Raw genomic sequence first — 15,322 nt, 5'->3', positions numbered from 1 at the left:
AAGTTTGGGAGCTTCTAATAATCCACTGTTACTCCGCCGGCTTTTACCAGCACTCCATTAGTACTCGCTATAAATTGAGAGCCGAAATAAAGTCGTCTCTATCCTGCGGCCCAACCAATGTTTTATCCCAGCGACCATCGGTACCAATAATGAACGTAGAAGGCAGCACCTCCGGCTTCTCCTGCCCCCAGCGCCCTTGCGGTTCGGCCACTAGAACGGGAAAAGTAATACCCAACTTATCCGCCTGTTTTTGTATTTCCGCAATCGGTAAATTGTCGAAGTTCACCCCAACAACAACGATATTGTTGTTACCGTCGGCCAGTTTGTTAAGGACCGGGATCTCCTCTCGACAGGGCTTACACCACTCTGCCCAATAGTTAACCAGCAAAACCTTACCCGATACATCCAACTCTTCCCCATCAATGGCTAGAAGCGATTTATCGTCTTTAGCGCAGGCGCTTATTCCGCATACCAACAAAAGAAAGGTGACCGCTGCTGCTCTTGTCATCTTCACTTTGACTATTTTCATCAGGCCCACTTTCTCCCCCGCTTTCAGAGTTTGTTTGCTTATCATCACTCCCGCCGTCGTGGCCCAGCTCAAGGGGCTTATCTTCAGCTTCCTTTTGCTCGGCGTCCAAGAACAACTCTCCAACAGTGATACCTAATTGCTCTCGGGTTGACTCTCTGGCATTGGCAAAGCGTTGCTCCACCTCTCCATACCAGGGCAATCCATCCAGACTCGCAGGAATTCCACTGGGCATCCAATCCGAACTCAGCCAACCTGCCAATTCAACCAGGGACACCGTATTCAGGTCCCTCAGCAAAACATAATCATTGCGATCAGTCTGGGTCACCATACGATTAGCCTGAAGGATATTCCGCAACCTTCGCCACTGAACAAACTTGATTCCCATACGGGAAATATCTCGCTCCTTCAGAGGCCTCCCCTTCGCGCATTTCTTATACATCTGCCAGAGAACAATAAGGAGGGCAACCAGGTCAGAATGCTCCCGCTCTTGGGTCGCAGCTTGATAAACCGATAGTGTGCGCACCAACACACAGCCGGCCAATACCAGTATCCACATCAGATAAATCCAAAGCAGGAACAGGGGAACAACAGCGAATGCCCCGTAGATTGCCTGGACCGAACTCCGCGCTACCAACAAGCCGAATAAGTACTTCATAACCTCGAAAACAATCGAGATTATGATCCCCCCCTCTATTCCGTGGCGCAACGGGACATAGCAATTGGGCACAGCGATGAACAGTAGGGTAAAAACTATGGAGCTGAAAACAAACGGCAGAATCCTGAATAACAACGAAGTTACTTCAAAGGAATCAGCCCCACCCAAGAAAAATTTTTGAGAAAAGACAAAAGTACTTGTCGCCAGTCCCGCCCCTAATAGGATTGGACCGAGACTCAATATCGCCCAGTACAAAAGAAAACTCGAAACGCCGCTGCGGCCTTTTTGGACGTCCCAGATAGAGTTAAAGGTCCCCTCGATACCGCGAAGGGTCAAGCCCGCAGTAATGATCAGCATCGCGATACCAACGCCAGTCAAACGCTGTGCCTGTTCGGAAAAACTGCTGATATATTTTTGGATCTCGCGCCCACTCTGAGGCAAAAAGTGGGTGAACAGTTGATCCTGTAACCTACTCTGCAAGCCGGCAAAGTCGGGAAACAGTGACAACATGGCGTAGCTCACCGTCACCAGGGGAACTATGCCAAACAGTGTCAGGTAAGTGAGAGCAGCCGCGCGTTGCCGACAATCCTTTTCATCAAACAGTTTCCACAGTGACGTCGCAAAGCGCAGCCAGTGGTTTCCCCAATCCTTTACGGTGCTTCTCATTGTGATCTCTCTATGCCTGGACATCTCGCCCAGGCCGCAGTATTACTGCCCCAAATAGCCAAGGAGCTCCCGAAAACCCCGCAGGACGTTGGGGGAATTATTCAGAAGCGCCTTAGAACTCCGCAACATTCTTCGGTTAGAATACGCCAAACAGTAACAGGATGCCGCCACAATGTGGACGATTTACCACAACCCCCGCTGCTCAAAATCCCGCCAAACCCTACAGCTATTGCAGGATAACGGTATTGAACCGGAGGTGGTTCTCTATCTACAAACTCCACCTTCTGCCGAGGATATTCAGCAGTTGCTGCACAAACTGGATATTGATGCACGACAGTTGTTGCGCACTGGTGAAGAGCCCTACAAGCAGTTAAATCTGAAAGACAAAGATCTGGCCGAATCCCAGTTAATTGACGCAATGGCTCAAAACCCTATTTTGATCCAACGCCCAATCGTTATAAAAGGCGACAAAGCAGTGATAGGACGGCCCCCTGAAAATGTACTGGGGCTGATCTGATGGATCGGGACAACGAAGGCTATGTCCTCATCCTCTACTACAGCCGCACCGGTGCTACGGCGCGCATGGCCACCGAACTAGCTCGCGGCGTAGAGGCCAGCGGGATCACCGCTCGCCTGCGCACCGTGCCCGGCGTATCCCCAGACACTGAAGCCAGCGAGCCGCCGGTACCCACCGAAGGTGCCCCCTACTGTACAATCGAGGACCTGCGCAATTGCTCCGGTTTACTGATGGGCAGCCCCACCCGCTTTGGCAACATGGCCTCTCCGCTGCGCTATTTCCTTGACCAAACCAGTGATATTTGGCTCGATGGCAGCCTTACCGGTAAGCCGGCTGCGGTATTTACCGCCACTGGCAGTCTTCACGGTGGTCAGGAAACTACGCTGGTATCCATGATGCTGCCCCTGCTGCACCACGGCATGTTAATCGCCGGCATCCCATACTCCGAAGCCGCGTTAATGCGCACCCGCACTGGCGGCACACCCTATGGTGCCTCACACTGGTCCGGTGAACACGCCACATCGCTTTCCGATGACGAAGTAACCCTGTGCCGGGCACTGGGCAAGCGAGTCGGCAGCCTGGCACAGACGCTGGATAATGCACATAACGGCGACAACTAGAGGATAAAGTGTGAACGATTCTGTACAGCGCAAGCTCAAGATAGCGCTGCGAATTAACTGGATTTGTTATATCGGCATGCTAGTGCTGTTTGTCGTCTGGAATCTATTCCTCGAAGGCGGCTCATTGTTCCTGTGGTGCTTGCAGACCATACCACTGCTGTTGGTACTACCTGGGTTACTAAAGCAGCACTATCGTAGCTATCTGTGGCTCTGTTTTATTCTTTTGCTGTATATCACTGCCAGTATTGTCGACGTAATGATGCCTACACGCGGCTGGCAGGATGGCGTACTGGTAGTCCTTAGCCTTATCCTATTCTTTTCATCAATGATGAGCAGCCGCTGGCATCGCATGCAATAGCCACCGGCACTACTCACATTGCTAATGATTTTGTAACTGATAAATAGACAACGCTTGCCCCTCAGCGCACTAAGGAGTTTTGAGGTTTGACTGATTCATCCAATGAGAAAGGACTGTTCCGCAGCTTTTTTGGTGCCATTGGCGGCTCAATTACCTGGCTGAGGCGAGTGTTTACCAACCTGGTGTTCCTGTTAATACTGGTATTCCTGGGTATCGCAATTTTTGGCAAAGACGAACAGCTGGTAGTCCCACAAGGTGCAGCCCTGCGCGTGGCTCCGAGTGGATTTCTGGTAGATGAGCTCAGCCAGCCCAGCGGATTACCGATTTTCTTCGGTGGCTCCCAGGGGCCAGCGGAAATCAGGGTTAAGGATCTTGTCGACTCTATCGACAAAGCCGCACAGGACAAACGCATTTCCGCACTGGTGCTGGAGCTCGACAATATGGTCGGCGGCAGTCTCAGCAAGCTCGACGAAATTGGCGCAGCCCTGCAGCGCTTCAAGGCTGCCGACAAGCCCATTTATGCGGTGGGTGATAACTACACCCAGGCACAGTATTTCCTCGCCAGCCACGCCGACAAGGTGTACCTGAATCCAATGGGTTCCGTGATGCTCACCGGCTTTGGCGTCTATCGAAATTACTATAAAAGCGCCCTTGAAAAGCTCAAAGTTAATTTCCATGTGTTCCGCGTTGGCGACTACAAGGATTTTATCGAACCCTATACTCGCGACGACATGTCTCCGGCTTCCCGTGAGAATAACCAGCGCTGGCTGCATGAACTCTGGAGTGAGTACACCGAACAGGTAACCGGCCTTCGCAACCTGCCAACTGAAAGCATCGATCTATTTATCGATGAGCTACCCCAGAAACTGCAGCAGCATGAGGGCGACTGGGCACGTACTGCTCTGGCCAATAAACTGGTCGACCAACTCGCCAACCGCAACCTGGCAGTTCAAGAGCTGCGCAAAACCATTGGTGAAGATGAGAACGATGAACGCAGTTATAAGGCCATCGATGCCCTCACCTATTTACGCAGCCAAAAGCTCAGCGAAGTCGCCGCCAAGAAAGAACCCAATAAGATTGCCTTAATCACGGCAAGCGGTTCTATTGTCGATGGCCGCGCTCCCGCCGGCAGGATCGGCAGCGAAAGCCTGGGAGAACTAATCGCACAGGCGCGCAAAAAAGAAGTTGATGCACTGGTTCTGCGCATTGACAGTGGTGGCGGCTCCGCCTTCGCGTCAGAAGCAATTCGACAGGAGTTACTCGCCACCCGCGAAGCCGATATCCCTGTCGTTATCTCCATGGGCAGTCTGGCCGCATCTGGTGGCTACTGGATTGCTACCGGCGGCGATCGAATCTGGGCCTCTCCCGCAACCCTGACAGGCTCCATTGGCGTATTTGGTGCCTTCCCGACCTTTGAGGATTCCCTTGAGGCACTGGGTATTTATACCGATGGTGTGGGCACTTCAGACCTGGCCGGCAGCATGCGGTTGGATCGAGCCCTACCCGAGGCAGCCGCCAGTATCCTGCAACAGGGAGTGGATAATACCTACGCCAGGTTCCTGAGAATTGTGGCCGAGTCCCGTGGCAGCACTCCCAAGGAAGTGCACAAAATTGCCCAGGGCCAGGTCTGGACCGGGCGAGCGGCTAAAAACCTGGGGCTGGTAGACGATCTGGGCAATCTCAACGACGCCATTGCCGACGCCGCACAGCTTGCTGAGATCGAAGAATACGATGTAATAGAGATCCAGCGCGAGCTGACTCCCGGCGAAAGATTCCTGCGCGCCCTGAGCGATAATGTGGATGCACGTATCGCCGCCAGCCTTGAGGCAAACCTACCACTCGGCGCCTGGTTAAACAGCTTACAACCGGTTTTGGCACCAATCGGCGAACTGCAGAGCTTCCGCGACCCGCGCGGACTCTACGTGCGCTGCCTGCCCTGCCTAGCCCCCTAAAAGACTTCATCGCCTCTACCCTGCGCCGGCTCAATGCCGGCGCGGACGCCCATAAAGCTCACGCAATTCATTTTTCGCGGCCTCCAGGATTCTGCGCCTGCGCGCAGGTAAATGGTGGCCCGCACGATTGATATAAAAAGTGAGCATAGACATGGCTGAACGGAAAGGCTCTGATTTGCGCTGCTGACTGGCCTCAGCTGCACTCTTCAGGGATTTCGCTATCGCTTTTGGATCATCCAGGCTAAATACACCGGCTTCAAGGTCCAGCGCATGGCTGTTTGTCGTGACTCTCTGTGACCATTTGGCACTTTTTACTGATACCAAACCCCACCTCCATAACCGCAGTTCCCTGTTAAATATATGGTGGCTCAACCGGATTTGGTCGTCACGGGATTCCTTAAACCTCGCTTAGGAAAATTCTCACCTATCTACCGCTCCCCGAAGATTTCAATTAAACCAGGACTTCCGGGTCTTGTTTCAGTGTTACAAGATAATAATTCATAGCCAACAGCATCGCCATTTGATGGTAGCGGCGCTCTTCACAGTCCGTTTCGGTAATTAGGCTCAGGTCCGTTTGCAATAACTCGCAGGGAAAGCGAAAAATGGTTGTGCCGGTCAATTTTGGGAAGGTCGTTTTAAGCCCCAGGCTTTATTCGATGACAAATCCCTTACTGCCTGTACAGCCTTACGGGCATGGAAAAAGTGCCAGAAGCGTCGAATCACACATCAACGCGAAGGGTCTTTCAGGCAGACATCTCAGGTGGACAGCCCAAAAGCTTACTGCCGTTTGTGAGTGTTGAACGTCTGAATTTGACAAAGGGACCACCCCTTTAGATAAATGACTATCTGGAATGGGTCGATTGGAGAGATTGACATTTAGATACCAGAGAAGAGGCTATATTACCGAGAACACACCCCCCATCCTCGAGTGGCGAGATATATCATCTAAACACTGGCTCTATCTCACCTGGAATTTTAAAAGTCGCTGGAAGCAGTACAACAAGCCTGCACCCTGCTCTATAAACGCTGGTCACGGTATAGGCGATTGTCAACGCTTATCTTCTGCCTCACTCTGGTAATTCCCAACTAATTCCTTGTTACTTCTTACCCAGGCAGGAGTTCAACATCATGCGTTTCGACCTTCCATACAATCTTGTTCGCGTTTGACTGCCCAAATTGGCAAAAAATATCTACCTATGCAGATACCAGCATCCCATCCAAACCTAAGGGTACTCTGAATTAGTTTGGCACTTACAAAACTTAATAAAACACTCACTTCAACTACTAAGAGAGCAACCCTATCACCTTACAAGCACCATTTTGTATTTCTGCTCCGCCATAAAACAATGAAATTGGGTTTTGACACTATTTTCATACTCTCCCCCTAATTATTTCAACGCTGAAACAGCAACTAACCATTAACCCAATTAATTAATAGAGGCTCAGCGACTCCCATTTAGGGTCAATTAAATCGGATTCATCCCAACGTATAATTTCCAACTCCAATAGGCGATTATTCTCGTCAGCATATAGTAGCACGCAGAGCTCCTCTCCATCCTTGTCAGCCATCTTACCTTCAACGCCATATAAATGTTGGCCACGGTATCGTGGCCTCTCATACCCAGCTATCCCGAATTTTACAATTGCCCCATCAGGAGCTCGGTATTCCACATAGGCATTTTCCAGGTCAGCACGCAACTGCTCCCCCTCTTTTTGGTTCAGTTGACAAGAAACCTTAAATATTAAGTTTTGTTCGTTGTTAGTAAGTAAAGGATTCATAGCTACTTCACAGGAAAAATTGTGCCCACGTTTACTGAGCCATTTGGGAGGGGCATGGCTCGAAATTCCACCAATACACCATCTATAGTCATCCTACCCTGAATCCCTACTTTAGGAGTTAAATGTGATGCTGGTATCGAAGCAACTACTTTCCCAACTATCGACTCAACTCTCGTAACATCTAAGCCACTGTCTATCAAGCGAGGAGCGTAGTGACTGGTTTTGAAAGTTATCTTTGGAGCAGCTCGGGCAATAGCTAAGGCCGTTGCCTTTGCAAAACCCGAAGCAGTAGCCCCCCCGGGAAACGCCTCTAGACTTCTCCAAAGCTGTCGTTGTATCTCCTTCAAACTGAGAGAGGATTTAATCATTGTCCATGATTTATCAAGGTATCCAAGCTTTTTGCTTTTACTTCCTGGCTTTTTCCCCGTAACCGCTACTTCACCATCATTATAAGTTTGCCCTGTTTTAGTCTTACAAACCTCTCTCGAATCACAGGTATCCTGGGAGTCATCTTCCTCTTCCTCTTCCTCTTCCTCCGAGTCTTGATTTTGGTAGTAAACAGAGCCTCCTCCACCAAAATCTCCTCCACCAAATTCTCCTCTTTCACCACCTACTTCATATATCAGAAACGGGGTTCTACCACCACCCGGAGTTGCTGTTACAGTCACTTCCTCCATAAAGCCGGAAGGGTCAGCAATACTCACCGCATTATTCCTAACATAGGAATATCTATTCCAACTCTGCGAGCTGGATGGGAACTGCACAAAGGGGTCGGGGCTTAAGAACCTTCCCAGAGTGGGGTCGTAAACCCGGCCATTCATATGGATTAAGCCGGTTCTATCCAGATGCTCATGCCCGGTAAAGCCTCTTCTGGTCGTAAGACCTTGAGAAGCCAGCAGTGTCTCAATTTCTGCCTTACTTAAAGCTCCAGCCCAGTCACTTTTCTTACGGCTACCATAGGGGTCAAACGCCATATCCAGGATAACCGCACCAGATTCGTCGGTGACTTTCTCAATAGAACCCAGGTGATCCCGATGTAAGAATTCGTAGACCTCGACTTTGAGGCCAAGATGATCCGTAGCCGCTACCTGCAGAACGTCCCCGCTAATGCGTACCTTTTCAATCCGCTGATAATCGGGATCATTGGCCGGCAATAGATCCTCATAGTCACCGACAATAAAGGCTCTTTCAGTCATTAACTTTTGCTGCGACTCATCCCACCAGCTAGACTCACGATAGTATCGCTGCCCATTGGGACCATATTGGAAACGGTCTCTCGCAATGGGACTTGCGGTATCTTTGGCGCTACCTACGGTTATCTCTTCCGCCTGTTGGCGAGCACTCCAAGTAATCCACTTATCATCGCCCACAGCTGCATCGTAGTGAGTCAGCGAGCCATTCTCATCGTAATTCAAGTAATTAACGACGCCATTTATTGTGGCCTGGCTTACCGCATTTGGACCGGCATTGTTAGTTTGCCCATACTGGTAGCCTGTAACTTGATCGCCAGAGGTTGCTGACTTACTAACAATATTGCCGAGGGAGTCAAATAATGTGCTGAGTGTTCGCTGGGAACTACCATCAATTAGCGTTTCGGCATTTTCCAGTCGATTAAGTGCATCATAAGAGAAGAGCTCTACCCTAGTGTTGCCCCCACTCAAGGAAGTGCGACTTTCCAATGTGCCGTTAGAACGCCACTGGTAGGTATTGCTCTGAATAGAACCACCACCAGTATTAATAGCGGTGATAAGGCCATTGTTAGAGTCGTAACTTCTGGAAGTCGTTAGGTCGTTCGCAAAAGCAAACTCAAGCAGCCTGCCCGATGCATCTCGATCCTTGAAAGTTTTTAACGAGCTTTGCCCATCGGTGATTTTTGATAGAAAGCCCTCGATGGTATAAACGTGATGTGCTTCTGCACCAGAAGGGTAGATAACCGTCTCCGAGCGTCCAGAGCTATCATAGGTATATTCATGTTGATAACTACGCTGCAACCCATCAGCCTGCAGAGTGGTATTCAATATCTGCAATTTACCCGCTGCATTATAGATATAGTCCTCAGAGAATAGGGTTAAGCCATTTTGACTATATTTTCGGTTAGCGATACTGCCAATAGCATTTAGGCCATCAAAGGTCCAACTAGATACACCATCCTCATCAGTCTGCTCAACCATGCGGCCAAGCTTATCGTACCGGTAGCTTAAGGTGCTCCCCTTATTATTAGTTTGCTCTCTGACTTGACCCAGTGCATTGTAATGTGAGGATACCGTACCAAAAGCCGGGTCAATAGTTTCTACATTATTACCTGCATTATCGTAATCAAACGATGAGCGTGTGGCGGAGTCACTATTGACCTGTACAGATTTCAGCAAACCACTGCCATAGTAATCATATTCAGTGGCAATCTCGTCGCTGGTCCCTACCGCTTCTACGATTTTGGTCTGACTTCCGGAAATATTATAAAAGTGATGCTTAACCTGTGTTTCAAGCAGGCTGCCATTACTACCCATAATATCTTCTTCCGCCTCAAGGCGAATGTAACCTTGAACTACATCGGGATAATAATTAGTGCGAATTTCACTGCCATCAGGGCGAGTAACCTTACTAATTCGGTTTTTGATATCGTAGTCGTAAAAAGTTAACGGCTTACTCTCCCCTGGGTAGTAAGGCTCAGTTTCCAGATACAAGCGCCCTCGCAGATCGTAGTTAAATTCACGGCGAGCTGTGCGCTGACCATCAAAGGCTACCTGGTCCTGCTGAACTAAGCGTCCCAACAAATCATAGTAAAGGTCGACTTGCGGTGTAATCGGGGAATCTTTAGTTACTTTATAAGCGGCAAGCAATCCGCCTGAAACAGGACAAGTGCCCGCGAAACACTCAGAGTATGTCGTTGTTAACGTAATATCGTCAGTATTGGTTGTCCGAAGCTCACGCCCAAATGAATCATATTGAGTAGTACTAGCCCGGTCATTGCTATCTACTATTCTAGAGACAGTGCCAAAACGATGGTCATAATTTAACCTCAATTGCTGACTTAGCGCATTAGTCAATATTTCCGGGTAACGCCGATCAATAAATCCTGTGGCAGAGGTCGTACTTGTTTCAATATTTGCTCCGCTGGTGGTCTCACTAATCAAGTTGCCAAATTCATCATAGTCATAATCTATGCTTAGCCTCAGATCGGCATCATCAGGGAAGCGCACTCGAGTTAAGACCTTGTTTGTAGACTGATAGGGCAAGGAGATAACAGTCTGTACAAGATCAGGCGTGCCTGTGGCATCCCCATCGTACTCTCTCAATTCCTGAGCGAATGCAAACCCGACCAACCATTTATCACTATCAACTCGGTTTTCAAAGCTAGTAAAAAACTCTCGACTTCTATCGATACCATTCAGAGAAAAGTCTGCGGTCTCTCCCCAACCAGCTTCAGCTGTAGATTCAACAAGTGAGCTTGCAGTTATTTCCAGGGTTACTTGGTTTTCCAGAAGCTCCCCGAAATCCCCAAAGGTATTTTTTCCAACACTGTTTTCAACTGAGCGATAACCAACAATTTGATCTCTTTCAAAAAGTGCTTCAGCCGACTTCTCCAGTACAGGGTAATAGCTCTTACCTAATCCCGTAGACAACTCCAAAGCCTGATAACGGTAGCGCTGATCTGCCAATTGCTGAGTGTGAGAACCATAGGCGCCCTGGAATTGGAGCTTTCTTGCCACTTCACCAAAATGAGGGAAGTCCTGACGGAACTGTAAATATGTAACTATATCCGATTCCAAATCGTGAATTTTTTTCGCGTAAAAACCCAGGAATCCCCAGTTCTGTGTACTTACAAGGCCCACCCCTTGGTAATAATGCTTGGTGATATGCCAGCCATCTGCCGTACCATTGGAGCGATGTACCTCACCAACTACCGTTCGGTAGTCGCCATTATCTGCTTCAAGGGTTTCTGCATTTGCAGGCAATATCCCCTCACCAAAAGGCCTTTCCAGAAATATACCGTCGCCAGCCACTGAAGACTGCACTGCAACATCGCGAACAGTGGTGTGGTAGAACCTTGTAGTTTTTCCTAAGCCATCAATGATTTCAGAGACTCCGGTATCAAGATCCATCACACTATTGCTGTCGACTTCGTCCCAGCCGAATACAAGAGGATTGAGACACTGGTAAGTAGCACCATACTCATCGTAGCCACACTGCTGAACCTGCTGTAGACGACGATAATGCTCAGAGTCTTCGCTGGCAGATTCCGGCTCTGGCTCAGTAATCAGGCGATACTCGCGCAGCAACTGGTTGTCGAGATAGACATTAATATGGTGGAGCAACACCAACTGCTCTTGCTCAATTTCACCGGGAGATAATGGCTGAGGTGGTGCATCGCTGCGAGTGCCATAGGCAAACTCAATGCGCGCATCACCTTCATTACCGTAGGTAATTTCAAGTGGGTAATTAATGCCTTCTACAGTATCCAGGTGGTAGCGGTAGGCCATACTGTTTCCAAAAGCATCGGTAATCTTATTGATGCTCCAGGCAAAACTTGGATTCTCCCCTGCACGAACTTGGCTATCATCTGAATTACCAAATTCAAGAATTTCACCACTAGGCTTGTACACAAGGAACCAAGGCTGGTCATCAGTCTCCTTAAGCTCAACAAGGCTAAAGTCGTCTTTCAACTTGCGATACTTCGAGCCTGGCTCCCAATAGCTGCCAGACACAAGAACTAAAGGTTGGCCGTTTAAACACAGCGAATCTGTATCATCCAGCAAAATACGGTCGGTATTAGGGCGATTTTTCACACAACGCCGAATCTCTTGAAGACCACTCAACCTCCAGCCATAACCCAGAATATCCTCAGGCAGCATCTCATTATTTCTTTCGCGATAACGTTCACCGGAATAACGAACAGTCAGGTTGGGGGCGAGACCGTTCACTCCAGGAGCAACGTCAACAGGTATTGAAATAACTGCATCGCCCAGGGAGTTGACCTCAGCACTATAGTGCATGGTCCCCGGCGTATCAGATACGGCTAGGCTTACCGCCGGCTCAATACCTTCCAAATTGTGAACATCAATCCAGTCACTGATGGCCCAATCGGAGCATTCAGGGCCATTACAGGCACGAACTCTGTAACGATACTTATCTTCCAGATCGCCACGAGCCTCGTAGGTTGTCCCTGCCAAATTTCCTGAAACAACGTTCCAACAACTATCACCGCAACTTGGATCAGGGTCATTTCGGCGCTCGCGTTGCAGTTCAAATGAGGTCCAAGTTAGGTTTGGCTCACTCCAGCTTATTTCATAATCACCAAACTCACTATCTTCCGGAACGGATATAAACTCAGGCGTAGTCGGTGCCACTAGGGGAACATTCACCATGACGACCTTGCTATCCGCCGACGGCGTCCAGTCGCTGCAACCATCACTGTTACAAGCCCTGGCGATAAATCGATATACTCCAGAGTCTCCGGGATTCAAAGCGACCTGCATAGAAGTGCTGGTGCCCAAATCTGAACTACCGCAATTCAGGTATGTATACCCACCATTATTGACGCTACATTTCAGCTCATAACGGGTGACTGGATTAAATGAACCAGAAACCGGAGACCATGCCACTACAAAGCTCTCACTCTGCGTGCCGTGATTTGGCTGGGTAAAGTTGAGCACAGAATCCGGCCTCCGAGTTACAGAAACACTCGAAGACATAATCCAATCACTATAGGTAGTGTAATTACCAACTGTAACGTAGGCTCGAATACGATACTGATAGGTACCACTTGCTAATGGTGTACCTCCGTCGAGAGGCAAACTAACTGGGCCATCACCTATATCTGAATACACAGGAGTCCAAGTTGAGCAATTATCTTTACATTGCTGAATTTCGTAACCTGTAACTTCTGAACCAGAAGTTGGCTCACTCCATTTCACCCCAATAGTTCCGTCTGATTTTGAGTTATCCGGTGGAATAATCAAAACCATGGGGATAGGTTGTAAAAGGGGCAATACAAGCTGTTCCCGCTCTTCTTCTCCACCATATACAGAAATTGCACTGGGCTCTGAAGGTGGGATGGCTACATTTACTCGCGCTTCATTGGAGTAACTTCCACATCCTGCACTATTACAGGCACGCACCTTAAAGTCCCATGCACCTGTAGATAGCCCACTCATATCATAAGAGGACTCCGAAACACTTACCGGAGATGACCAGCTGCCATCATTTGACTGATACTGCAACTCATAATATTCACTAACGACACCAGAAGGGGAGGACCAAGAGACAGTAAATGACCCAGTATTGCTATTAGCATCGGCAGTAGGAGCGGCGGGCTTCCCTGGTTTCGCAAGTCTCACTGACACTGACTTGGTAGCAAGACTAACATGAGCAAAATCTTGTCCTCCACAGCAAGTCCGATCTATAGAGAGCTCGAATGTATAGACACCATCTTCTGTAGGATAGAACGTTTTTGAATAGCTACCAGTGCTTGTGCCATTTCGGCTAAAGCTTCCGCTTGGGCCACTAATTTTATTGACACGCCAACCATTTAATCCTGTCTCACTAGCAGTCCATTTTACGGTAAATGGACCTGATGCAGAGGAAGGTGTACCACCAAAATTGTTAGCAAAGCTCAGGGAGGAGCAAAGCAGAAAAAAGAGAAGGGCTACTATACGCGGGCCTAGAGACACAACTACCACCGGAGATTTTTATGTTAGTAACAGCAGCGGGCATTATCCTGCCTTTACATAACTTGTCAATTTCGTAGAGATCGCTCCCACATGAAATTAGATTGGAACAAACCCACCGAATAACTTTTACTCACTCAGGTTATACAGTTATATAAATTCCGATCGGATGCAGTAACGAATAAATAACCCTGTAATAATTTTTAACTTTCAAAAGGGCTCACAAATAAATAACGTAGCTTTGTACAATTATCTGAGCCTTTCATTAAACTGTAATGCCGTTAACCAACCCTCTCTTGTGCCCACAAATAAAAGATCGATAAACTAATAGTGGACTATCCAGCCTAAACCTCGCTATCGGAAATTTTAACCTGCCGTAGAGCCCCACTCAGGGCAACTAGTGCGAATGCCAATAAACTCAGGATTCCCGCCCACAATAGTGTCGTCAGAGGCGCTGCGACCTCGCTCAAAACACCCGCTGCCAGGGCTCCCAGCGCCGCAGAGCCAAATAGGGCAAATTGATAAATGGAGATAATGCGACTGCGATAATCCGCCGGCGCCATCAATTGCACAATGCCTCGCCCCAGCCCTGCGGAGGCTGCCGCAACCGCCCCCCAACACAGACACAACAGGATCAAGCCAAACTTTGTTGGCCCCAGGCTGATAGCAATCAAGAGTGCTGCGCTGTAAAGCAAGCACATCAAAATTCCCCGCCCAGGCTCCTGTCCCTGCCCCCGTCTCAACATAGTCACCGTCGCGATCACCGTGCCCGCTATAAATGCCAGCTGCAGGGTCGCGTAATAACCGGCACCGCGACCGTAGTCCTCGGCCAGCAGCGGTAAGACCACCAGGAAAACCCCGATATGCACAAAGCCATTGAATGCCATCAATGCGGTCAGCTCCCGCAAAACCGGGTGTTTCCATGCCTGACTGAGACCATCCAGAATCAGGGTATGGGGTCGCTTCTCTGGTGCCTTTTGACGCTCTTGAGGCTGACGCAAGGAGAAAAGTAATAATGAAGCCACTAGCACAACGGCAATCTGTACACCCAGCAAGTGCTGCAAGCCCCACTGGTCAAATCGACTCGCTAACAGCATACCCACCGCCTGGCCGCCGTACTGCGCCAACATCATCCAGGTTACGGTTTTTTGCACGCCTCGCTCAGTGGCCTGCCCCTTGCGGTTGCGGGCACTGCGCTGCACCAGGTTGTCCCGTGCCGGCTGTAAAAAAGCGCTGCACACCCCCAGGCAAATTCCGTAAACCATCAAGGTGGATAAATTCAGGACATGGAAGGTGAAATACAACAACAATGCGGTATGGCAAAGCGCCAGGCCCAAACAGGCCAGAGCTGACACCAGAGCCGGGTCTCGCCTATCCGCCAAAGCGCCGCCAAACAGCAGGAATACCAGGTTTGGCAGCAATACTGATGCCTGAATCCACCCCAATTGCAGGGCCGGAAGATCCACGATCGTCAGCGCAATCCAGGGCAGCAATATCACCTGCAACCCGGTTGCCAGGGAGGTGCCGCTATAGCCCAACAGAAACCTTTGCAATTGGGTTGGCATTCTAGATACGAAA

The 15,322-nt window shown here is 49.3% G+C and carries 10 protein-coding genes; 4 read left to right on the top strand and 6 right to left on the bottom strand.

The window, feature by feature from the left end; genetic code table 11:
• Positions 1–67: 67 nt before the first annotated feature.
• Both ACJJI1_RS14900 and ACJJI1_RS14895 read right to left on the bottom strand, forming a co-directional pair.
• Positions 68–508 carry a TlpA family protein disulfide reductase gene (locus ACJJI1_RS14900; protein WP_444957147.1) on the bottom strand — a complete coding sequence of 147 codons (441 nt, stop codon included), beginning with the start codon at positions 506–508 and terminating at the stop codon, positions 68–70.
• Positions 447–1,850 (bottom strand): YihY family inner membrane protein, encoded by a 1,404-nt coding sequence (locus ACJJI1_RS14895; RefSeq protein WP_444957146.1) that lies wholly within the window; start codon positions 1,848–1,850, stop codon positions 447–449. The genes ACJJI1_RS14900 and ACJJI1_RS14895 overlap by 62 nt, the downstream gene beginning before the upstream one ends.
• Positions 1,851–2,022: 172 nt before the next feature.
• Between ACJJI1_RS14895 and arsC the strand changes: the two genes are divergently transcribed.
• From arsC to sppA, 4 genes are all read left to right on the top strand, one after another.
• Complete coding sequence (gene arsC, locus ACJJI1_RS14890) at positions 2,023–2,367, top strand: arsenate reductase (glutaredoxin) (protein WP_282931887.1); 345 nt, start codon at positions 2,023–2,025, stop codon at positions 2,365–2,367.
• The gene (gene wrbA, locus ACJJI1_RS14885; protein ID WP_413664963.1) at positions 2,367–2,987 is read left to right on the top strand and encodes an NAD(P)H:quinone oxidoreductase; all 621 of its coding nucleotides are present in this window, start codon (positions 2,367–2,369) and stop codon (positions 2,985–2,987) included. Before arsC ends, wrbA begins: the two co-directional genes overlap by 1 nt.
• 10 nt (positions 2,988–2,997) lie before the next feature.
• Positions 2,998–3,345 (top strand): DUF2069 domain-containing protein, encoded by a 348-nt coding sequence (locus tag ACJJI1_RS14880; RefSeq protein ID WP_413664962.1) that lies wholly within the window; start codon positions 2,998–3,000, stop codon positions 3,343–3,345.
• An 86-nt stretch (positions 3,346–3,431) separates the two neighbouring features.
• Positions 3,432–5,297, top strand: a complete 1,866-nt coding sequence (gene sppA / locus ACJJI1_RS14875; protein WP_413664961.1) for a signal peptide peptidase SppA — start codon at positions 3,432–3,434, stop codon at positions 5,295–5,297.
• Between the two features lie 30 nt (positions 5,298–5,327).
• Here the strand turns inward: sppA and ACJJI1_RS14870 are convergent, their stop codons facing one another.
• The 4 genes from ACJJI1_RS14870 to ACJJI1_RS14855 all read right to left on the bottom strand — a co-directional run bounded on the left by ACJJI1_RS14870 (position 5,328) and on the right by ACJJI1_RS14855 (position 15,309).
• The gene (locus ACJJI1_RS14870) at positions 5,328–5,621 is read right to left on the bottom strand and encodes a DUF3175 domain-containing protein (RefSeq protein ID WP_413664960.1); all 294 of its coding nucleotides are present in this window, start codon (positions 5,619–5,621) and stop codon (positions 5,328–5,330) included.
• A 1,107-nt stretch (positions 5,622–6,728) separates the two neighbouring features.
• The gene (locus tag ACJJI1_RS14865; protein ID WP_444957145.1) at positions 6,729–7,076 is read right to left on the bottom strand and encodes a DUF6984 family protein; all 348 of its coding nucleotides are present in this window, start codon (positions 7,074–7,076) and stop codon (positions 6,729–6,731) included.
• Between the two features lie 2 nt (positions 7,077–7,078).
• Positions 7,079–13,414, bottom strand: a complete 6,336-nt coding sequence (locus ACJJI1_RS14860) for an RHS repeat-associated core domain-containing protein (RefSeq protein WP_444957144.1) — start codon at positions 13,412–13,414, stop codon at positions 7,079–7,081.
• Between the two features lie 674 nt (positions 13,415–14,088).
• Positions 14,089–15,309, bottom strand: a complete 1,221-nt coding sequence (locus ACJJI1_RS14855) for an MFS transporter (protein WP_444912512.1) — start codon at positions 15,307–15,309, stop codon at positions 14,089–14,091.
• Between the last annotated feature and the right edge of the window lie 13 nt (positions 15,310–15,322).

This window comes from Microbulbifer maximicatervae (SeqCode) (genome assembly GCF_052467065.1).
This window is presented reverse-complemented; position numbering and strand designations above follow the sequence as displayed.